Here is a 21,403-nt window from a genome sequence, read left to right as displayed (position 1 = left end):
AGGGAAAGCTACCCCAGGTGGCGGCCGGCGCTCTTGCACGCCTTACGGATATTTTGTCTGAAAGCGGCGCCTTCTTAGCCGAGCAGGCGCGCCATTTCCGCCTTCACGGCCTCCACGCGATGGAACAGCGCCAGGTCTTCCTCCTCATTCCGGTCCTGGCGCTGGAAATACTCATCGTCCAACCCCTCACGCTTATGCGCATGGCCATCCGGGAAGGGCGCGCGCCCCCGCGCCCGCTTGCGCGCGAACTCCGCCCGTGACTTGACGGAATAATGGTGGATGTACAGTTGGGCGTGGGAAATGGTGGGCGTGAAGGCGAAATCGCGCAGATCCACCGGCGTGCCTATGTCGTTCACCTGACAGTATCCGTCCCGCAGACGGCCGGAATGGATGAGCATGCGGTCCAGCGCCGACACCCGCCCCAGCGTCTTCATGTGCACATGCCCGCTGAAGACCACGGGGGCGCAGCGGGTGAAACGCTCGATCACCAGGCGGCCATCCGGTTCCAGCAGGCCGTTGGAACCGAAATAGCGCCAGTTGAGGGCGACGGCGCCCACCGCCGGATCCTCGGCATAGCGCGCCACCAGCGCCGGCAACGACAGGCCTTGGCGGCTGACGACGAATTCATCGGCGTCGATGAACAGCACCCAGTCCGCCTCCGCCCCATAATAGGCCAGGAAGTGATTGTAGGCCCGCAACTGGGGGCCCACCGCCGTGTCGCCCCACCAGTTGAAGTCCCGAGGATCGGTCAGCGACAGCACCAGGTCGCGGGCCTCGGGAAAGGACAGGACATCGCCGCCATGCGCCGACGGCCAGTCGATGACGGTGATGCCGGCCCGGGCAGCGATGCGATCCAACAGGTCACGGCTGCCGTCCATGCTGCCGTTGTCATAGATGACGAAGCGGCCGACACCCATCAGCCGATGGTACGCCACCCACTCCAGCAGGAAGTCGCCCTCATTCTTGACGATGGCGCACAGGGTGATGCGCGCGCCCTCAGGCATCGGGCGGCCCCGCCAGCGCATCCATATGCAGCAGATAGCGGCGGATGGTGTCGTCCAACGGTACCAAGTCACCGTCGTCGCCCAGCATGACGAAACCGGCATCCGCCTCTTCCGCCACCGCCACCTCCCGTTCCAGAAACAGGCCGTAGACCCGCAAGCGCAGCGGATAGGCCTGATGCGGTCCCACGGCGACGGGCGCCCAGTCCCCGTCCGGCGGCGGGCGCACAACGATTAGCACCTTGAAGGTGCGCATATCCTCCGACAGGACGCAGAGTCGCAGGCCCGGCGGTGTGGCGGGACCCGCCGGCGGCCTCATGGTGACGTAGAAGGCGGGCACGTTGTTCAGTTCGGCACAGTCGAACCGTTCCACGACATAGCCCTGCCGACCGGCCGCCAGGGCCGCCACACGCGCCATCAACGGTCCCGCAAGGGCCGCTCGCGTCTCCGGCATTGGCGGCGCCATCCCCAAGCGCTCCATCAGCGCCGCGTCGCTGAAGGCGGCCATGGCCTCCACCTCCGCCCGCATCGCCTCCGGCATCACGGGAGGACGCTTGCGGATGAACAGCCGCCCCTCCGCCCGGGCGGCGGCCACGTTGTCCATGGTGCACAGCATGTCGGGATTGCCGCAGAGGTTGGGCCAGGCGACGTAGGTCGGGTTCCAGCCCCGCACCCGTGCCCGCCCCTCCGCCGCGGCGGCCATCAGCAGGGTCTGCGGCATGGTTTCATCCGGCTGCACCGAATGGGCGAACAGGTCCGCCGCCGGCCCCGCGCGCTCCAGCATCAGGGCGCAGACACCGCGATCCAGCGCCATCCAGTTGCTGCCATGGTACGGCGGCATCGTCCAGTCGACGGCTTGCGGGCCGGTGGGAAAGGCGCCGACGCCGGGCAGTTCTCGGAAGTTCAGGGAAAAGCGATGCAGCACATCCGCCTGGCCGCCCGACCACATGCCCGCCACGGGGGCGGCATCGCTGTAGGAACAGCCGGCCTCCAGCGTCCAGCGCGTATCCTCCTGCGCGAACAGGGGCAGGTGCTGCTCGCTCAGCCAGAAGAAATGCGACCAGTCCGGCGCATGGGCCAGCGCCGCCTCCAGCGCCCGCCATAGGGTCGTCACCATGGAATAGCCGCCCCAGCTGTAGGGCTGCGCCGGCAACGACACTACATTGGGGAAACACGCCGCCAGCCGGGCGACCAAATCGCGCAGCGGGGCCGGTGCCTTGGGATCACAGTGGATGACGTAGAGGTGGTCCGGCCGATAGAGAAAGCGGAACAGGTCGGCGACGTGATCCTGCGCGCGGTGACAGCTGATGAAGTAGCAATTCGCCATGAGGCCGCTGTTCCCGCATACCCGTTCAAGGTCCATCCATACGCCTTATAAAACCAATCGCCCGCCGGATGCCAGCTAACGCACCCGTATCGTCGCCTTGGCCCGCCGGCCGGCGGCGTCGATGACGACACGGTCGGCGACGCCACGCCGTCAGGCGTCGGAGTCAGCACCTCAGCGCTCGATACGGTAGACGTAGGCGTAGTCGCCCGGCGCCCGCTTGGGCACAGCCAGATGTAGGCCGTCCCCGTCCTGGCGGTAGGGCACGGCAGTGCCCGCGCCACCGTCCAGCAGGGTGACCGCCTTCACCGGCTCTCCCGCCGGCAGGGCATGGATCAAGGCCTGGCCATCCTCGGGCCAGCCCATCTCGATGGCGTAGAGGGTGTCGCCCCTGGTGGTGAAGCGGAAGTCCTCGGGCCCGAAGGGCTTGTCAGTTTGGCCTTCCTTGAAGGAACCGGCGGTCATCTGGGCCGGTCCCTCACCGTATCGATACCAGGGGCGTGTGCCGTAGATCGCCTCGCCATTGGTCTTCAGCCACGAGCCTATGGCCAATAGCCTGTCCTGCGCCTCCTGCGGGATGGTACCATCGGCGCGGGGACCGATGTTCAGCAGCAGGTTGCCGTTCTTCGACACGATGTCGGCCAGCAGGTGGATGATCCGCTCCGGCGACTTGTACTGCTCACCCTCGATATAGCCCCAGCTGTAATCGCCCAGCGAGGTGCAGGTCTGCCAGACGCGGGGCTGGATGTCCGGCATCAGGCCCCGCTCCACGTCGGCGACGCCGCTGCCCGCCGCCAGCGCCCCTTCCTTGTAATTCACCACCGCCGAGGCGCCATGTCGCCCCTGGGTATTGTAATAATAGGCCAGGAACTTGGGCAGGGTGGCGCGGAAGGCCGGGTGGCTGATCCACCAGTCGAAATAGATCAGATCGGGGTGGTAATCCTCCACCAACTCCGCCGTACGCGCCGTCCAGTCGTCCAGCCAGGCCTGCGAGACGTAGGTGAAGTCACCCGTCAGCTGGGTGTCTCCCGTGTCCTCCGCCGTCAGCCGCGCCTCCGCCGGGCCATAGAAGTCGGCGTAGCGCGGGTCGTTCACGTCGGAAGGGATCTTGCGCCCCTCGCCGAAGAACCAGTCATGCTCCGCCCGGTGTGAGGACAGGCCCAGGTGCAGGCCCTGGGCCCGCACCGCCCGCACCAGGTCGCCGATCAGGTCGCGCTTGGGCCCCATGCGCAGGGCCGACCAGTCGGACAAGCGCGTGGCGTACATGGCGAAGCCGTCATGATGCTCCGCCACCGGCACCACATAGCGGGCGCCGGACGCGCGGAACAGCGCGGCCCAGGCGCGGGGATCGTACTTCTCCGCCTTGAACAAGGGGATGAAGTCCTTGTAGCCGAACTTGTCCGGGGTGCCGTAAACGGCCAGATGATGCCGATATTCCTTGCTGCCCTGGATGTACATGCGGCGCGAATACCATTCGCTGCCGAAGGCGGGCACGGAATAGACGCCCCAATGGATGAAGATGCCGAACTTGGCATCCGCATACCATTCGGGCACCCGCCAGGTCCGCAGGGATTCCCAGTCCGGACGGAAGGGCCCGGCGGTGTCACCCGCCGCCACCTTCCTCAGCAGAACCTCGCGCTCATGCGCCGCCTTGGCGGAGCCCTGGCGCCAGGCCGCGTCCATCTGCGCCGGGGTCAGCGCGGCGGCGGTGGGGGCCGTACCCTGGGCCGTACCCTGGGCCAGGGCGGGGGCCAGGGCTGGGGCCGACAGGCCGATCATCGCCAGCAGCGCGATGGCGCGCCACGGGCGGCGCCGGCGGCGGGAGGGGGGCGTCATGGGTCGGTGGTCCTCCTGCATCATCAACGGGCCGTCATCACCAAGGGGGCCCAGCCTCGCACATCCGCGCCGCTCAGCGAACCCGCACCGTCGCCTTGGCCCGCTGGCCGGCGGCATCGATGACGGCGATATCGGCGAAACCGATGCCGTCGGGAATCCAATCCGCCCCCTCCCCCGTCGCGCTGTCCGGAAGCGGCAGGCCGTTGACCAGCCAGCGCAGCGGTGGCCGCCCGCCCAGGGCCTCCAGCGGCACCGGCACGGGCGCGCCGTCGCGGCCGGGCGTGCGCTCGACCTCCGCCCCATCCGGCGGGAAGGCGATGCGCAGCGGGGCAGCGGCGGCGGCCAGGCTGCCACCCGGCGTCCCGCGGTCGAACAGGGCCAGGGCCGGCGGCAGGGCGTGGCCGGGCCCGGCCTCCAGCACCCCGGGTGGCGGCTCGGGCGGCGTGCCCCGGTCGGGCAGCAGGTCCACCAGATGAAACAGCAGGGGGGCCGCCATGTCGCGGCCGGCGGCGCCGGGCCGGGGCGTGCCGTCCGGCCGCCCCACCCACACCCCCACCACATGGGTGGGGGTGAAGCCGACCGCCCAAGCGTCACGGAACCCGTAGGACGTGCCCGTCTTATAGGCGACCCAGCGGCCGCCCACCGCCGCCCGCCCATCCGGCCGGGGCGTGCCCGACAGGATGTCCGCCACGTACCAGGCGGCCACCGCGCCCATCAGCCGCTTGGCCGGCCGTTTGGGCCCCGCCGCCTCGGACGGCGTCAGCAGCAGCGGTCGGGCCTGGCCGCCATCCCCCAGGTCGGCATAGAGATTGGTCAGATCGGCCAGGCTGAGCCCCAGGCCGCCCAGCGCCAGGGGCAGGCCGGGGGCCGCGTCCGGCCGGGGCAACACCACTTGCGCCCCCACCTCACGCAGGCGTCCCAGGAAGCGGGCGGGGCCCAGCCGGTCCAGCACCTTCACCGCCGGTACGTTCAGCGACTGCTGCAGGGCCTCGCGCACCGTGACCAGGCCATGGAAACCGCCGTCGAAATTGCGGGGCGCGTAGTCGCCGAACACGGTAGGCACGTCGTTGATGCGCGTCTCGGGGTGCAGCGGCAGCGCCTCGAAACCCAGGCCGTAGAGGAAGGGCTTCAGCGCCGACCCGGGCGAGCGTGGCGCCGCCGCCATGTCCACCTGGCCGAAGGGACCGGTGAAGCTGCCCCCGACATAGGCGCGCACCTTGCGGCTGCCGATCTCCATCACCAGGACCGCCACCTCCGCCGCCGGCTCCAGCGTATCCCGGGTCCCGCGTACCGTGGCCTCCACCCGCCGCTGCAGGCCGGCGTCCAGGGTGCTGGCGATGACGCTGCCCGGCGGCGCGGCCCGGCGCAGGCGGTCGGCCAGGTGGGGCGCCAGGAAGGGCAGCGGGCGGCGGTCTGTCGGCAGCGGCTCCGACATGCCTTCGCGCGCCGCCTGGCGGCTCAGCACGCCCTTGGCCGCCATGCGGCGCAGCAGGGCGTCGCGCCCGGCACGGGCCGCCGCCGGCGCCAGGTCCGGCCGGCGCTTGGTGGGCGATTGCGGCAGGGTCACCAGCAAGGCCGCCTGCCCGGGGGTCAGCGCCGCCGGCGGCCGGCCGAAATAGGCCAGCGACGCCGCCCGCGCGCCTTCCAAGTTTCCGCCGAAGGGCGCCAGGGTCAGGTACATGCCCAGGATGTCGCTCTTGGAATAGCGCGCCTCCAGCTGCAGGGCACGGGCCATCTCCACCATCTTGGACACCACGGTGCGGGGGCGCGGTTCCAGCAGGCGCGCCACCTGCATGGTGAGGGTGGACCCGCCGGAGACGACGCGGCCATGGCGCAGGGCCTGGCCCGCCGCCCGCGCCAGGGCCAGCGGATCGACACCGGGATGGTGATAGAAGCGGTGGTCCTCATAGGCCAGCAGCAGCGCCAGGTAGGTGGGGTTGGCCTCCGCCGCGGTCATGGGCAGCCGCCAGGCGCCGTCATCGGTGATGAAGGCGCGCAGCACCTCCCCGTTCTCGTCCGTCACCAGGGTGGACCGCTCCTGCCAGCGCCGCAGGTCCGGCGGGAACAGCCGGTCCAGCACCACGACCAGCAGGGCGAGCGCCAGCGCCGCGATGCCCAAGCTCCTCCCCCAGCGGGCCAGCCCCCGCCGGACCAGCCGGGAACGCCACTCCGGCGTCACGGCACGGCGTCCACCACCGTGCGGCCGGCCGTGGTGCGGGCGATGGCCGCCGGGTCGTACATGTCCTGGGTGGAGGCCGGCGGCAGGGCGAACTGCCCCGGGGTCACCGCCCGCACCACATAAGCGAAGCGGAAGTTCTGGCTGGGCCCGGTATCCTCGTCCGCCTCGCCGCCGCCATCCTCGTCCTCATCCTCGTCCCGGTAAATCCAGGAGGGTTGGCCCGCGTCCAGCACGCCGACGAAACGGTCGTCGCGCGCCTCCGCCACGGCGGCGCGGCTGAGGTTCTTCAGCCAGTCCAGCGCCTTTGCGCCCTTCTTGGCCGGGCGCAGCACGCTCTCGATCTCCCACCCTGCCGGCAGGGGATCGACCGTCACCAGCGTGCGCTTCACACGCTGCTGCAGCACGCCGCTCAGCACCACCACCAGCCGCGTGTTGCGGGCGACGTGGTCGGTGCCGGCGGGCTTGCCGTCCATGGTGTAGACCTCCTTGGTCAGGCTGATGCCCTCCGCCACCGGGCCCGGGCTTTCCTTGGGCACGCCGCGCATCTGCACCGTGCGCCAGACGGCGGCCGTGCCGCTGTTGACCACGCCGAAGCCGGCGGCCAGCTGCGCCGGCGTGGGGCTGTAGCTGAGCGCGCGGCCGGTGGCGGCCTTGGCATAGCCGGTGGTGGTCAGGGAAATGGGCTGCCCCTTCGCGAGGATGGCCTGCGAGGCCAGCAGCAGCCAGCTTTTCTGGTTGGTGTTGTAATACCAGGGCTCCTTCAGCCCCATCAGCGCCAGGTGCAGCGCCGCTTCCTGCAGGGGGGCGTTGCCCGCCTCGGCCGCCACCGCCAGGGTGGCGGCGGCGTCGCGCAGCGGGCTGCTGTAATAATCGCGCGAGCCCTGGCCCAGGCGCTTGCGCGCCCGCTCGAACGCCACCTCCGCCCGCGCCTTGTCACCGGCCGCCAGCAGGGCGGCGCCCAGCTGGGCGTAGGCCAGCGGGCCGTTGGACAGCTGCTCCGCCGTCACATCGTGGATGTAGCGCAAGTTGGCCGGGGTGGCGTGTCCGCCCCGGGCCAGCAGGTACTGGCCGTAGACCATCGCCTCCCCGTCCGCCCCCCGCGCGTCCACGCCCCGGTCGGTCGCCTGCGTCACCCAATCGGCCAGGGACTGCATGGCCACGTCGGGCACGAAATAGCCGGCCGCCCGCGCGCGGGTAAGGAAGTCGAACACATACATCTGCAGCCAGGGTCCGCCCAGGCCGTCGCCCGCCGACCACAGCCCGAACTCCCCCGTGCTGTCCTGGCGTTGCAGCAGCCGGTCGATGGCCGTGTTCACCCGGTTGTCCGGGTCCTTGGTATTGCCCTCCAGCCCCAACTGGCGCGCCAGGTCGCGGAAGGCCACCAGCGGCAGGGCGCGGCTGGTGGTCTGCTCGGTGCAGCCATAGGGGTAGAGGTCCAAATCCTTCATCAGGCCGGGCACGTCGATGCCGGGCAGGTTGGAATAGGACAGGGCGATGCTGCCCGTGCCGGGCAGGAACAGGTCCAGCAGGTTGGGCGGCAGGGTGTAGGCCTCACCCGGGGCCTGCTGGCGCTGCTCGGCCATGACGATGGGCGCCTCCGCCGGGCGGATGGTGATGGGCCAGGACCGTTCCAGCCTCAACCCGCCGGGCCCCTCCACCGCCAGGGTCAGGCCGCCGATTCCGGCCGGACCGCCCGCCAGGGCCACCGGCTGCACCACCCGCTGGCCGGATGCCAGCGTGATGGTGCGCTTCGCATCCCCCGCCAGCTTCAGGGCGCCGTCCGCCGTCAGGGTGACGCGGTAGTCGCCCGCCGCCCCTTCGAGGCTGTGCAGCAGCAGCGTGCCGGCGGCGGTATCGTTGGGCGCCAGGAAGCGGGGCAGGATGACCTCCGCCACCACGGGGTCGCGCACCGTCATGGCGCCCTCGGCCATGCCCATGCGCTCCTTGTCCAGGGCCACCGCCATCAGGCGCAGGCTGCCGTTGAAGTCGGGGATGTCCAGCGTGACCTTGGCGCGGCCCTTGTCATCCAGCGCCACCAGGCCCGAGAACAGGGCCACGGTGCGGGTGGGCACCACCGGCAGGCCCACCCCACCGGGCGAACCGCCGTCACCGCCCTGGCGCAGCACGCCGGTCTGCCCCGCCTGACTTTCCAGAAGGCGGCCGTAATCATCGCGCATCTCCGCCCCCAGCTTGCGCTTGGCAAAGAAATGGGCGAGCGGGTCGGGACTGCGGAAACGGGTCAGTTGCAGGATGCCCTCATCCACCGCCGCCACGGTGACGTAGGCGCCGGCCTTGGCCCCCACTGCCGTCACCTGCACGTCGACCTTCTGCCGGGGACGCAGGGTCTTGGGCGCGTCGAGGCTGACCGCCAGCGCCTTGGCCCCGGAATCCACCGGGATCCAGGCCAGGCCCACGGCCCGCACCGGCTGGTGGCCTACATCCTTGTCCGCCGGCCGGATGAAGGAGATGAGGGCGTAGGCGCCGGCCCCCCACTCCGCCTTCACCGGGATGTCCACCGTCACCGGCTCCGCGCCCGTGGCGCGCGTGGCCAGGATGCGGACCTCCTGCCCGGCGACGGCCACCTGCATCTGCCCGGCGAAGGGCGGCTCAATGCGCAGGTGCGCCGTCTCACCCGCCGCGTAGGCCGCCTTGTCCAGGGCGGTGGGTACCACGTCCGGCGCGTCGGTGCTGGCGCCCGCCATGTACCAGCCGCTGTAGAAGGACTGGGTGGTGACAGCGCCGGTGGCCGGGTTTTCCACCAGCAGGCGGTATTCGCCCCACTCCAGGCGCTGGCTGATGCGCGCCGGCTTGGCGCCGTCCAGGTCCAGCGTGCCGTTGGCCACCGTCCGGTACTGCACGCTGGTCTTGTACGACCATTGGAAGCCGCTGCGGTACCAGGTGTAGTGGCGGTCGGCCTGCGCCAGCGTATAGCGCACACCCTTGGCCGCCTGCGGCACGCCGGCGGCGTCCACCGCCAGGATGTCGAAGTCGGCGCTGCCTCCTTCCCGCACCCGGTGGTTGGCGAACAGGGGGCGGATGCCGACGAAGCCGGCGCGATAGGTGACCGGCAGGGCCGTCTGGTCGCGCGTCACCCGCCCGCCCGGCTCCACCACCGCGGCGGTGATGACGGCGTGCAGGGGGGCGGTGGCGGTCCCGGCCTCCGGCACCGGGAATTCCACCGCCGCCTTGCCGGCGCCGTCGGTGTGGGTATCGACCGCCGGGGCCGTCTGCGGCTCGAACTTGTCATCGTCGCGGCCGAAGGCGAAGTCGGACCATTTGGCGAAGGGCTTGGGGTCGCGTTCCAGCCGCACCTCGCCCCCCACCGGCAGGTCGCCGGCGGCGGCGCCGTAGAGGAAGCGCGCCTCCACCGGCAGCGTGGCCGGCTGGCCCGCCGCCAGCGCCGGGGTCGCGGGCTTGCCGATGGCGACCTTCAGCCGCTCCGGCACGAAATCCTGTACGTCGAAGGTCCCGCTGCCGACCACCGCGTCACCGCCGGCGACGTACAGGTTGATGGTCCATTCGCCGCGCGGGGCGGCGGCGCTGATGGGAATATCGACGGTACCGGCGCCGCTGCTCAGCTTGGCCGTCAGGTGGGCGGCCTCCACCCCGTCGCTGCGGCGAACCACGGCGGCCACCATGTCCACGGCGGCGGTGCGAATCTGGGCGTCGCGCAGCACGAAGGCGGCGTGCACGGTCTCGCCCGGCCGGTAAACGCCGCGCTCGGTATAGACATAGGCGTCCAGCGGACCGGGGTCCGGGCGACCGTCGGCACCCCGGGCGCTGAAGTCGAAGGCGGCCCGCTCCAGCGACAGCGCCGCGAAGTCGGTTGGCGTGCTGGCGAAGGGGATCAGCGAGGGGCCGCCGGCGAAGGCCTCCACCAGCGCCGGGCGCGCTCCGCCCTTGCCCCGCAGCAGCCCGATGGGGAAACGGGCGATGCCATCGCCATCGGTCTTGGCTTCGCCCAAGGTGCCGGAATCGTGGCCCAGCAGCACCACCCGGGCGCCAGCCAGCGGCGTGGCCTTGGCCAGGGAGCGGGCGACGACCGTCAGGCCGTCACCCCCGGTCAGCGCCGTCAGCGCCATGTCCGTCTCGACCAGCCAGCGGGCGGCGGTGCGGGCCTCACGCTGGTCATAGGTCGCGTTGTCGCGGTCCTTGGCCAGCTTTTCATCCTCGACCACCAGCAGATAGGCGCCGGGCTGGCGGTCCTTGAGCACCTGGTCCAGGGGGAAGTTGGTGATGGTCCGCTTATTCTGCGCGCCCTTGGTTTCCATGGTGCCGGTCCAGACGGGCCGCACCTTGTCGTTCACCAGGCTCTCCACGCTCCAACCCGTCGGGTCCTGGTTCAGGGACAGGTTGGCCAGCGCCGTTTCCGGCGCGCGATAGAGGCCCAGCGTCACCCGGGTGATGTTGACGGTCTCCACAGCCACACCGGCGTTGCCCACGCGCGGCAGGACGTAGCCTGTGCCGGCGATGCGCACGCTGCCCGGCAGGTCATGCATCGTCAGGTGGAAGGTGAGGTTCCTGGGCAGGGTGTTGCCGTCGGCGGCGGGCAGGCCGGCGCGGACGGTGACGGTGTAGGCCTTGCCCGGCTCCAGACCGCTGACGCACAGCTGGCGGTCATTGGCGGTGACAGCCACGTCCCCCGCCGGCTCCACCGCCACGAAGCCCGACAGGTCGCCGTGGTTCTCGGCCAGCGCGCCGTTGAACCAGACGCAGGCGCCGGTGGCGTCGGTGTCGCTTTGCGCCAGGTTGCCCGAGGGCGCCAGGGGCCCGGCGGCCAGCGCAGGCGCGCACGCGAGGGGGGCGGCCAAGGCCAGGGCGGCGGTGACCAGGCGGGCGACGAACGCGGCACAGCGTCTCATGCGAGACCCCGGGATATGAGGGAGGATGCGGACGGCGGAAGTGCCGCGCCGCTCGATCGTTGCGGCGGCTTCGTGGCGGCGTCAAGGCGGATCCGCAATCATGGCGTTCATCGCCATCAGGGTATCGCCATCAGGGTTATGACGCGCAGCCAGCTTGCCGTTCTGCGGGCCGCGACCCTAAACGCATGAAAGTCGCCCTGGGCGGTCCGAAAGCGGGCTTGGCGGGTGGGAAACGTGACGGCGGGGGCCTGTCCCACCCTGGCTTCCAGGACGGAGTCGCAGTGAGCGCCCCCGATGTGGGCGTCCTTGAAAATGCGCATTGTGTCCAGACGGACGATGCCCCACCATCCCGGCCCATAAACTTGTAAATTTAAATAAGGAATTGCCCGGATGTCCGCGCTCGTGCCCTCCCGCACCGCCGACCTGCACCCGTCGCTGGGCGCCAGCCTGTCGGGCACAAACCTGGAGCGGGCGGGGGATCACAACCAGCGGGTCATGCTGCAGGCCATCCGCGTCAGCGGCCCCATCACCCGGGCTGAGTTGGCCACCATCACCGGCCTGACGGCGCCGGCCATCGCCAACATCACCAAGCGCCTGCTGAACGACGGCCTGATCATGGAAGTGGGGCGCCTGCACGGCGCGCGCGGCCAGCCGGCCATGCGCCTGGCCATCAACCCCGACGGCTGCTACTCCATCGGCGTCAATATCGACCGCGACCATGTCACCGTGCTGGTGCTGGACCTTCTGGGCCAGGTGCGCCATCGCGCCACCCTGGACGTGGACTTTCCCCTGCCCGACACAGTGGCCGCCTTTTTCAAGGAACAGGTGGACGCCCTGCAGGCCGGCGGCACCTTCCCGCAGGACCGCATCGTCGGCATCGGGGTCGCCATGCCCGACGATCTGGGGCGGGTGAACCTGCCCAACCGCCCCGCCAGCTATGAGGCCTGGAACACCGTCAACGTCGCCCGGCTGTTCTCCGCCATCCTGCCCCTGCCGGTCTTCCTGGAAAATGACGCGGCGGCGGCGGCCCTGGGTGAGCTGCAGTTTGGGCACGGCCTGCACGATCCCAGCTTCTTCTACATCCTGATCAGCCGGGGCCTGGGTGGCGGCATGGTCATCGATGGGCAGTATTTCCGCGGTGCCCAGGGCCGCAGCGGTGAGATCGGCTTCCTGCCCGTCTCCTCCCCCCGCACGCCGGCGACCTCTTTGCAGGAGGCGGTATCGCTGTCCGCTCTGTTCACCTTCCTCAAGGCCAACGGCTATCCGCTGAGCCAGCCGGACGAATTGGCTGGCCTGGATGCCGCCGGCCAGGCCCTGGTCGATCAGTGGTTGGACCTGGCGGCGGAGCTGCTGACCGTGCCCATCATCGCCGTCAGCTGCCTGGTGAACCCGGAAGCCGTCTTCCTGGGCGGGCGCCTGCCCACCACCCAGCTGGATCGCCTAGCCCAGCTGATCACCGACCGGCTGCAGGCCCATGCCGGCACCATCCCCGTCATCGCCCCGGTCTACCGGGCCGCCACCGCCATGGACGCGCCGGCGGTAGGGGCCGCCATCCTGCCCTTCAACGACCGCCTGCTGCCGTCGCGCACCGCCCTGATGAAGACGGCCGCCGCGTGACAGCACCAACCGGGGCGGGGTCTAGGTTTTATCGGACTAATATTTCAATTTTCATCTTTAAAATGCCGCGTTATGGTCCTGCCCCCATGTGTGGCCGTTGGCCGGCCGAGGCCTCATGAGTGAGATCGGCGCGGCTGTACGCCGGCGCTTGCTCATCAACCCGGGGGACGCCAAAGACGCTCCCGCCCGCTGGGGCGATTCATCGGGCGTGCGCGGCGCCGCACACCTCTGGTCCGCCAGATTCCAGACTTGCCGATCCCAGGTTTTCAAGGAGCGTTCCCATGCCTTCAGCCGCCCTCCTCGACGCCGCCGCCGTGCGTGGCCAGCTTAAGGCCTGGCTGGTGGAGCGGGCCTATCCCCTGTGGTGGGAGGTGGGGGCGGACCGGGTGAACGGCGGCTTCCATGAGAAGCTGGGGCTGGACGGCAAGCCGACCAACGACGCGCGCCGCGCCCGGGTGCAGGCCCGCCAGGTCTATTCCTATTCCGTAGCCGCCAAGTCCGGCTGGAACGGCCCGGTGCGCGAGGCGGCGGAGCATGGCCTGACCTTCTTCCTGAACCACTACCGCCGGCCCGATGGCCTGTTCCGCACCAAGGTGGCGCCGGACGGCACCGCGCTGGACGACACCGTCGTGCTGTACGACCAGGCCTTCGCCCTGTTCGCGCTCGCCGCCGCGCAGAGCGCCACGCCGGAGAGCCGCACGCCCGAGGAGATGGCCGTGGCCCTGCGCCAGCGCCTGCTGGACACCCTGCACCACCCCCAGGGCGGGTTCGAGGAGAGCCATCCCCGCACCCTGCCGCTGCTGTCCAACCCGCATATGCACATGCTGGAGGCGTCGCTGGCCTGGATGGAGCAGGGTGGCGACGGCGGCTGGCGCGACCTGGCGGAAGATATCGTGGGCCTGGCGCTCAGCCGCTTCATCGACGACGACATGGGCGGGCTGAAGGAATTCTTCGACGGCGACTGGCGGCCCCAGGCCGGCACGTCCGGCCGCATCGTCGAGCCGGGACACCAGTTCGAATGGTCCTGGCTGATGCTGCGCTGGGCGGCGCTGACCGGCAGCAAGGCGGCCGCCGACGCCGCCTGGCGCATGATCGCCGTGGGCGAGGGGCCGGGCGTGGACCCGGCGCGGGGCGTGGCCATGAACGCCCTGCTGGACGACCTCACCCCCCACGATCCCGTCGCCCGCCTGTGGCCGCAGACGGAGCGCATCAAGTGCGCCGTGCTGGCGGCACTGGCCACCCGCGACGACGCCGACCGCAGCGACACCTACTGGACCATGGCCGCCAACGGCGGGCGCGGCCTGATGAAGTACTTCGACACCCCGGTGAAGGGCCTGTGGCGCGACCGCCTGAACCCCGACGGCACCTTCGTCGAGGAAGCCGCCCCCGCCAGCAGTTTCTACCACATCGTCTGCGCCATCCAGGAACTGGACCGGGCGCTGGCCGCGGCAGGCTATCCCGGTTGATCCCGGCCGGGCGCCGCATTAGCCTCGCGCCACAAGCAATAACTGGGGCAGCGACAATGCGGCATTTGATCGTCCTGATGGGGCTGCTGACGGCCACGCCCGCCCTGGCGGCGGTGGAGCGGGTGGAGATCACGGAGCGCACGGTGCTGGCCGACGGGGTCCCCTTCGGCACCGTTGGCCCCTATGAGAAGATCCGGGGCACGGCCTGGATCGCGCTGGACCCCGCCCTGCCCGCCAACGCGCGCATCACCGATCTGGGCCTGGCGCCCAAGGACGGCCACGGCCATGTCGTCTTCGCCACCGACTTCCTGATGCTGCGTCCCGCCAACGCGGCCGGCCGCAACGGCGCCCTGTTCTATGACGTCAACAACCGGGGCGGCATCGCGGCCTTGGGCCAGGTTAATGGCCACGTTCCGGCGCACAACGACCCCACCACCCTGGCCGATACCGGCAACGGCTTCTTCTTCAAGCGCGGCTACACCCTGCTGTGGTCCGGCTGGACCTGGGACGTTCAAAGGGGCGGGCCAGGCGACAAGCCCTTCATCCTGAAGCCGCCGGTGGCCCGGGAGAAGGACGGCAAGCCCATCCTGGGCAAGGCGGCCTATGAGTTCATCGTCGATAAGCCGGCCGAGACCGCAGCTTACGTCGGCATGAAGGGCGTCCCCTACCCCTTCGCCACCGAAGGCGCCCCCGACGCGGTGCTGACGGAGCGGGATGCCCCCGATGCGCCCCGCCATGCCATCGCCCGCGACGCCTGGGCCTTCGTGGAAAACCCCGATGGCGGCCTGCCGGTGGAGGTGCGCATGGAGGGCGGCTTCCAGACCGGCAAAATCTATGAGGTGGTCGTCCCCTCCCGCGATCCGTACGTGGTGGGCGTGGGCCTGGCCGGCATCCGTGACCTGCTGTCCTTCTTCAAGACCCAACCCTTCGCCGGGCAACAGCCGCTGGACCGGGCCCTGATCTTCGGCATTTCGCAGTCCGGGCGCGTCATCGACACCATGCTCTACAATGGCTGGAACCGGGATGAGGAGGGCCGCCCGGCCTTCGATGGCGCCTATGCCCAGGTGCCCGGCGCCGGCAAGGGCGCCTTCAACCAGCGCTTCGGTATGGCCACCCGCCACTTCAGCCCGCTGGTGGAGCAGATCTATTTCTCCGACGCCTTCCCCTTCACCACCGTGCCCTCGACCGATCCGGTAACGAAACAAACAGCTTCCCTGCTGGACGGCGCGCGGGCGGCCGGACCGCTGCCCAAGATGATCTTCGCCAACACCTCGGCGGAATATTGGAACCGTTCGGCCTCCCTGCTGCACATCACGCCGGACGGCACGGCGGACGCCGCCATCGACCCGTCCGCCCGCATCTACATGCTGGCGGGATCGCAGCACTATGTCGGCCGCAGCCATGAGCGCTGGCCCTACACCGCCTGCGTCAACACTACCAACCATTACCCGGTGGAACGCGCGCTGGTGGTGGCGCTGGACAACTGGGTGCAGGGCAAGGCGCCGCCGCCGGACAGCGCCGTGCCCACGCTGGCCGACGGCACCCTCGTCACCGCCGACGCCTACAAGGCCGCCTTCGCCAAGGTGCCCGGCCTCACCCCGCCGCTCAGCCCCCTGATGCCACCGCGCCTGGATTTCGGGCCGCGCTATGGCCAGGGCATCGCCGACACCGTGCCCCCGGCGCGGGGCCAGCCCTACCCCACCCGTGTGCCCGCCCCCGATGCCGACGGCAACGACCGGGGCGGCATCCGGCAGGTGGAGCTGGAGGTGCCGCTGGGCACCCACACCGGCTGGAACCTGCGGGCGCCGGAGACCGGCTTCGGCGCCTACCAAACCCGCTTCGACGGGTCCTTCGTGCCCTTCGCCCGCACGGAGGCGGAGCGGGCGGCGGCGCATGACCCCCGGCCCTCGCTGGCCGCCCGCTACGCCAGCCGCCAGGATTTCCTGGCCAAGGCGCAGGCCGCCATCGCCCGCGAGGTGGCCGCCGGCTGGGTGCTGGCGGAGGAGGCGGACAGCCTTCTGGCCGACCAGGGCGCATTCTATGATCGCATCATGGCCCACGATCCGGCCGATACCGGCTGCGGCTATCTCTTTCCCGGATGAGCCGCCCCCTCGCCGCGACCAGAGCGTTCGATGGTAAGAATCGCTTCGCCGGGCGCAACGCTCATTTCCGGAATAATCTAGGGATTTCAATGTTCCTACCCGGATATGGTGGAAAATTGCCGCTGTTCACCGGAAAGGGATATCCATGTCGCTGACCGCCAAGACCCATTGGCCCCAGATCGAGGCGGCGCTGGATCAGTTGCTGGATTTACCCACGAGCGACCGCCCGGCGGCCTTGCTGCGCCTGGCCGGCGACGACGCCATCATGCTGGCCGAGTTGCGCACCCTGCTGGCGCAGGCGGGGCGGAACGAGACGTGGCTGGACCGGCCGGCCTGCCTCGGCCCGGTCGACGGCATCGCGCCGCTGCCCTTCACCGGGCTGTCGCCGGGCCAGCGTATCGGCGCCTATCGGGTGATCGCGCCGATCGGCCGCGGCGGCATGGGCGAGGTCTATCGCGCGGAACGCGCCGACGGCCATTTCGAGCAGCAGGTGGCCCTGAAACTCATCCGGCGCGATGCGGTGGAGCACATCGACCGTTTCCAGGCGGAACGGCAGATTCTGGCGCGCCTGGACCATCCGGGCATCACCCGCATCCTGGACGGCGGACTGCATGACGGCCAGCCTTACATGGTCATGGAACTGGTGGAGGGGCAGTCCATCACCGCCTGGTGCCGCGATCGCGGGATTGGGCTGGACGGCCGCCTGACGCTGTTCCTGGCCGTCTGCGACGCGGTGGCCTATGCCCACCGCAACCTGATCGTCCATCGCGACCTGAAGCCCGGCAACGTCCTGGTGACGCCCGAGGGGCAGGTGAAGCTGCTGGACTTCGGCATCGCCAAGCGCATCGTCACCGGCGACGGGGGCGCCCCCGAAACCCTGCTGGCCCCCCTCACCCCCGGCTATGCCGCGCCGGAGCAGTTGCTGGGCGGCCCGGTCAGCACCGCCACCGATGCCTACGCCCTGGGCATGCTGCTCTATGAGTTGCTGGCTGGCGCGCGGCCGTGGACGCTGGAGGGCATGCCGCTGGCGCTGGCCGTCCGCGCCGCTCTGCAGGAGGTGCCGCCGCCCTTGTCCCAATTCGCCGCGCGGGCCGATGGTCCCCCGCCGGTGCCGGTGAGGAAGCTGGTGGGCGACCTGGACGCCATCGTCGCCAAGGCCTTGCGCAAGGAACCGGCCCAGCGCTACGGGACCGTCGATGCCCTGGCGCGCGATGTGGAGCGCATGCGCGATGGCCTGCCGGTCTCCGCCCGGTCGGGTTCCCGACGCTACATCCTGGGCCGCTTCATGAAGCGCCATCGCCTGCCCCTGATGGCCGCCGGACTGCTTGCCCTGGCCGTGCTGGGCGGCTTGGGTGGGGTCACTTGGCAGTATTCGCGCGCTCAAAAGGCTGTGGCCCGGGCGGAGACCATCAAGGCCTTCGTCGTCAGCCTGTTCGGCGCCACCGACGCGGGTTTCCCCACCGACCGGCGCCGACGCGACGTACCGGCGGAAAAGCTGGTGGATCTGGGGGCGCGCCGGGTGGCGCGGGAATTCGCGCAAGACCCCGGCCTGGCCCTGGAGCTGTATGGCATCACCCGTCAGCTTTATCAGTCACTGGACGACGCCGAAAGCGCCACCCGGATTGCCGCCCAACGAACCGACCTGGGCCGCAAGCTATACGGTAACGATCATCCCGTCGTCATCGACTCCCTGTTTGACGAGGCCTGGGGTGCCATCACCGCTTACGACATGGGCAAGGCGCGGCAGGTCATGGCGACCCTGGACACCATGCTGCGCACCTCCGGCCGCGACGAGACGGCATATCGCGCCCAGTGGTGGATGGCGCAGGCAGCCTTGCTGAAAAGCGGACCCGACAGCCAGTCGGCCCGGCGGCAGGCGCTGGACCATGCGGTCGCGCTCTATGAACGCCGCGCGCCCGACGACCCCGACTATATCCGGGCCCTGCAGAACGCGGCGATCCTGCGCATGCAGACGGGTGATTATGCCGTGGCGGCGGGGCTGTATCAGAAAGCCCTTGATCATCGGTTGGCGACCGACGGGGCGGACGGCGTCGGACTCGCTCCCATCCTGGTCAACCAGGCCATCGTTTTCGAGCGCCTGGGACGTACCGGGGAAGCGCTGCGGAATTATGAGCGGGCCGGCCCCCTGGCCTTGGCGGCGGGGGGCGTCGGTCCCTCTTACTGGTTCGCCTTGGCCCAGCGCGCGAAGTTATTGCACAAACTGGGCCGACGCGCCGAGGCGTTGGCGCTTTACGAGACGCTGCTGGCGCAAATCCGCGACAACCCCACACCGGATTCGCCCCACATCCGCACCACCGCCGCCCAGGTCCAGCTGTTGTACGCCAACAGCCTGACGGCGGAAGGCCGGGCGGCCGACGCGCTACCCATCCTGGAACGGCTACGGCCCATCTTTGAAAGCCAGCCCGATGACCCACGCGACATGCGGCGGCTGAGATTGGCGCTGGCATTGGCCAGCGCCCAGCTGGGCCGGGATGACGCGCGCGTGCTGCTGTCCCAGCTGCTGGCGGAGAACATGGCCAAGGAACCCAACGGCCAGGACACGCAGGATCTGCGCGGCCAGTGGGGATGGTACCTGCTGTCCCAGGGGAACGCGGAGGACGCGGCGCGGGTGTTCGACGACGCCATCCGTGATGAGGCGCAATTGCGCCTCACATCCATCACGCCGACCCTCGCCTGGACCGGGCGGGCGCGACTGATGCTGGGCCAAGGAAAGGTCACGGAGGCGAAAGCCGACATCGAACGCGCCCAGGCCGCCTATGATGGCCTGCGCGCGGCGCACGATGTCCGCATCCACACCCGCCTGCTGCTGACCCGCAGCGCGGTGCGCCTGGCCGCCGGCGACCGGGCGGGCGCCGCGCAAAACGCGGCCGCGGCATTGGCCGACGCCCAGCGCACCGACGCGCCGGACAGCCCGCTCATCCGCCAGGCGCAGGACGCGATGGCCGCCGCCGGGAGGGAAAACCAGCCGCATTAAAAAATTTATATGCCCCCCTGTCCGGTTTGATCCGGCCACCGGGTTTTCCTTCGGGTGTGTTCACCCGCCGAACAGAGTGCCCAGCAAAGAAACCTCGGCGCCACCTGGAAGGAAGTCCCGGACATGTCGTATCCCGCCCTTCAGGCCGACTATCCCGCGGCCGCCTTGAGCTTGCCCCACGCCTTTCCCGCCGACGATGCCGCGGACTTGTCCGTCAGCGACAGCGCCGGCCTCGGGAGCTACAAGACCAGCGGCCAGATCGCCCAGTTGGCGCGGCGCTTTCATCTGCCGGCGGGCCCCCGCCTGTCGGTGGATTGCCGTCACGCCGACGCCAGCCTCAACGTCACGCGCCTGCACTCGCCGTCTGACGATCACCGTCCCACCCTGCCGTTCGATCCGGAGGACACCTTCCTTGTCCTGCTGCAGTTGGTTCCCCTGCTTCACCACCGCGCCTGGCGGGAGGGGCGGGAGGCGTCCATCGGCGCCTATGCCGCCGGCGGCGTTTCCATCGTCCACCTGGAACAACAGCCGCGCTGGCTGATGACCACCGCCTTCGACATGCTGGCGATCTGCGTGCCCCGGGCGGCGCTGAACGAGTTGTCCCGGCGTTATGACGCCCGGCTCATCTCCACCCTGGCCTGCCCGGACGGCAAGGTGGACGAGGATGCCTTGCGCCTGGGTGCCTGCCTGCTGCCCGCCCTGAAGAACAGCACCGGCGGGGCGTTCTTCGTGGAACACGTCATCCTGGCGCTCTGCACCCACATCGCCCAGCGCTATGGCGGATTGGAACAGCAGGTCCGCATGCGGGGCGGCCTCAGCCCGCGCCAGGAACGGCTGGCCAAGGAGATGCTGCTGGCCTCCATCCGGGATGGACGATCCTTGCGGGAAATCGCGATGGGGCTGGGCTTGTCGCCCGGCTATTTCCTGCAGGCCTTCCGCCAGTCGGTGGGGGAGACGCCGCACCGCTGGCTGACGGCCTGCCGGCTGGAACATGCCAAGCGCCTGCTGGCGGAATCCGCCATGCCCTTGGTGGAAATCGCCATGGTCTGCGGCTTCAGTGACCAGTCCCACCTCACCCGCGTCTTCACCCAGCATGTCGGCAAGCCGCCCGGGGCGTGGCGGCGTGACCTGCGGTAAGACGGGGGCGGATCATGGGGCGGGCTTGACCAAACGGGCGTCTGCCATCGGAAGCGGCGCGGATGTTGGCGCACCGCAGTAGAGTGTGGCTATGCTAGTTCTGTGGCGTTTATCCGCCGCATCCCATGTCCCTCGCATCCCAATGTCACTGCCGCCCTGCCCCACCGACCCGATGTCCGACACCCTCCAGGATTTGATCGTCCCCAGCGATGATCCCGACGTCGTCCGCACGGCCGACGCCCTGCTGCCGCTGTTCTATGAGGATCTGCACCGCCTGGCGCGACGGGAACGGCGGCGCCTGCCGGCCAGTGACACCCTGCAGACCACGGCCTTGATTCATGAAGCCTATCTGAAGCTGCGCGGGACCGCCGGCTTCAACGACCACGGCCATTTCCTGCGCGCCTCGGCCCTGGCCATGCGCCATGTCCTGGTGAACCGCGCCCGTGATCGCCTGGCGGCCAAGCGGGGCGGCGGGGCCGCCGCCCTGCCCCTGGACGACGACCTGCTGGCACACGGGTCACCCGAGAGTGACGCCCGCATCCTGGAAGTGAACGACGCCCTGGGCCGTCTGGCCGCCCTGAACCTGCGCCTGGCGCGGGTGGTGGAATGCCGCTTCTTCGCCGGCTATAGCGAACTGGAAACCGCCCAAGCCCTGGGCATCACCGACCGTACCGTGCGCCGCGACTGGACCAAAGCCCGCGCGTGGCTGCTGCACACCCTGTCCATGGATGCCGAAGAGGGCGCTGGCGCTGGCGACAAGGCCCGGCTGGAACCGGCCTGAGCGTCACTGGCCGGTTCTTGTCCCGATCCGATCGCCCAAGGGGCCCAGAATCAAAACCCCCGCCGGCTTACGCGGGCGGGGGTTTGTGCTTGGTTGCGGGGGC

The 21,403-nt window shown here is 70.1% G+C and carries 11 protein-coding genes; 6 read left to right on the top strand and 5 right to left on the bottom strand.

Translation table 11 applies throughout. The annotated features are described in order from the left end of the window. Nucleotides 1-74 precede the first annotated feature (74 nt). The 5 genes from FBZ89_RS22075 to FBZ89_RS22055 form a co-directional block, all read right to left on the bottom strand. A complete protein-coding gene (locus FBZ89_RS22075) occupies nucleotides 75-1,004 on the bottom strand; it encodes a glycosyltransferase family 2 protein (protein ID WP_186457507.1) in 930 nt (309 codons plus the stop codon). Then, a complete protein-coding gene (locus FBZ89_RS22070; RefSeq protein WP_186457506.1) occupies nucleotides 997-2,328 on the bottom strand; it encodes a beta-1,6-N-acetylglucosaminyltransferase in 1,332 nt (443 codons plus the stop codon). The genes FBZ89_RS22075 and FBZ89_RS22070 overlap by 8 nt, the downstream gene beginning before the upstream one ends. A gap of 171 nt (nucleotides 2,329-2,499) precedes the next feature. Continuing rightward, nucleotides 2,500-4,161 (bottom strand): alpha-L-fucosidase, encoded by a 1,662-nt coding sequence (locus FBZ89_RS22065; RefSeq protein WP_246172456.1) that lies wholly within the window; start codon nucleotides 4,159-4,161, stop codon nucleotides 2,500-2,502. Nucleotides 4,162-4,234: 73 nt separating this feature from the next. After that, nucleotides 4,235-6,280: a penicillin-binding protein 1C gene (pbpC, locus tag FBZ89_RS22060; protein ID WP_246172453.1), complete on the bottom strand. Its 2,046-nt coding sequence runs from the start codon at nucleotides 6,278-6,280 to the stop codon at nucleotides 4,235-4,237. A 56-nt stretch (nucleotides 6,281-6,336) separates the two neighbouring features. Beyond that, entirely contained in the window at nucleotides 6,337-11,202 is a 4,866-nt protein-coding gene (locus FBZ89_RS22055) for an alpha-2-macroglobulin family protein (protein WP_145752224.1), read from the bottom strand. Nucleotides 11,203-11,592: 390 nt separating this feature from the next. On the opposite strand from FBZ89_RS22055, the gene FBZ89_RS22050 reads away from it, so the two are divergent. The 6 genes from FBZ89_RS22050 to FBZ89_RS22020 all read left to right on the top strand — a co-directional run bounded on the left by FBZ89_RS22050 (nucleotide 11,593) and on the right by FBZ89_RS22020 (nucleotide 21,300). Then, on the top strand, nucleotides 11,593-12,819 hold the full coding sequence (locus tag FBZ89_RS22050) for an ROK family transcriptional regulator (RefSeq protein WP_145752222.1): 1,227 nt from the start codon (nucleotides 11,593-11,595) through the stop codon (nucleotides 12,817-12,819). A 281-nt stretch (nucleotides 12,820-13,100) separates the two neighbouring features. Further along, nucleotides 13,101-14,285 carry an AGE family epimerase/isomerase gene (locus FBZ89_RS22040; protein ID WP_145752218.1) on the top strand — a complete coding sequence of 395 codons (1,185 nt, stop codon included), beginning with the start codon at nucleotides 13,101-13,103 and terminating at the stop codon, nucleotides 14,283-14,285. A 56-nt stretch (nucleotides 14,286-14,341) separates the two neighbouring features. Next, nucleotides 14,342-16,387 carry an alpha/beta hydrolase domain-containing protein gene (locus tag FBZ89_RS22035; RefSeq protein ID WP_145752216.1) on the top strand — a complete coding sequence of 682 codons (2,046 nt, stop codon included), beginning with the start codon at nucleotides 14,342-14,344 and terminating at the stop codon, nucleotides 16,385-16,387. Between the two features lie 145 nt (nucleotides 16,388-16,532). After that, nucleotides 16,533-19,382 carry a serine/threonine-protein kinase gene (locus FBZ89_RS22030; RefSeq protein ID WP_145752214.1) on the top strand — a complete coding sequence of 950 codons (2,850 nt, stop codon included), beginning with the start codon at nucleotides 16,533-16,535 and terminating at the stop codon, nucleotides 19,380-19,382. Nucleotides 19,383-19,505: 123 nt separating this feature from the next. Further along, nucleotides 19,506-20,519, top strand: a complete 1,014-nt coding sequence (locus tag FBZ89_RS22025) for a helix-turn-helix transcriptional regulator (protein WP_145752213.1) — start codon at nucleotides 19,506-19,508, stop codon at nucleotides 20,517-20,519. 172 nt (nucleotides 20,520-20,691) lie between these two features. Further along, nucleotides 20,692-21,300: an ECF-type sigma factor gene (locus FBZ89_RS22020; RefSeq protein ID WP_145752210.1), complete on the top strand. Its 609-nt coding sequence runs from the start codon at nucleotides 20,692-20,694 to the stop codon at nucleotides 21,298-21,300. Nucleotides 21,301-21,403 lie beyond the last annotated feature (103 nt).

The sequence above is a fragment of the Nitrospirillum amazonense genome (assembly GCF_007828045.1).
GTDB classification, from domain to species: domain Bacteria; phylum Pseudomonadota; class Alphaproteobacteria; order Azospirillales; family Azospirillaceae; genus Nitrospirillum; species Nitrospirillum amazonense_C.
This window is presented reverse-complemented; position numbering and strand designations above follow the sequence as displayed.

Excerpts from the sequence above, each read along its gene's own strand:
- FBZ89_RS22075 (WP_186457507.1), bottom strand. The coding sequence starts at position 1,004 with ATGCCTGAGGGCGCGCGCATCACCCTGTGCGCCATCGTCAAGAATGAG.
- FBZ89_RS22070 (WP_186457506.1), bottom strand. The coding sequence starts at position 2,328 with ATGGCGAATTGCTACTTCATCAGCTGTCACCGCGCGCAGGATCACGTC.
- FBZ89_RS22065 (WP_246172456.1), bottom strand. The coding sequence starts at position 4,161 with ATGACGCCCCCCTCCCGCCGCCGGCGCCGCCCGTGGCGCGCCATCGCG.
- FBZ89_RS22055 (WP_145752224.1), bottom strand. The coding sequence starts at position 11,202 with ATGAGACGCTGTGCCGCGTTCGTCGCCCGCCTGGTCACCGCCGCCCTG.
- FBZ89_RS22050 (WP_145752222.1), top strand. The coding sequence starts at position 11,593 with ATGTCCGCGCTCGTGCCCTCCCGCACCGCCGACCTGCACCCGTCGCTG.
- FBZ89_RS22040 (WP_145752218.1), top strand. The coding sequence starts at position 13,101 with ATGCCTTCAGCCGCCCTCCTCGACGCCGCCGCCGTGCGTGGCCAGCTT.
- FBZ89_RS22035 (WP_145752216.1), top strand. The coding sequence starts at position 14,342 with ATGCGGCATTTGATCGTCCTGATGGGGCTGCTGACGGCCACGCCCGCC.
- FBZ89_RS22030 (WP_145752214.1), top strand. The coding sequence starts at position 16,533 with ATGTCGCTGACCGCCAAGACCCATTGGCCCCAGATCGAGGCGGCGCTG.
- FBZ89_RS22025 (WP_145752213.1), top strand. The coding sequence starts at position 19,506 with ATGTCGTATCCCGCCCTTCAGGCCGACTATCCCGCGGCCGCCTTGAGC.
- FBZ89_RS22020 (WP_145752210.1), top strand. The coding sequence starts at position 20,692 with ATGTCCGACACCCTCCAGGATTTGATCGTCCCCAGCGATGATCCCGAC.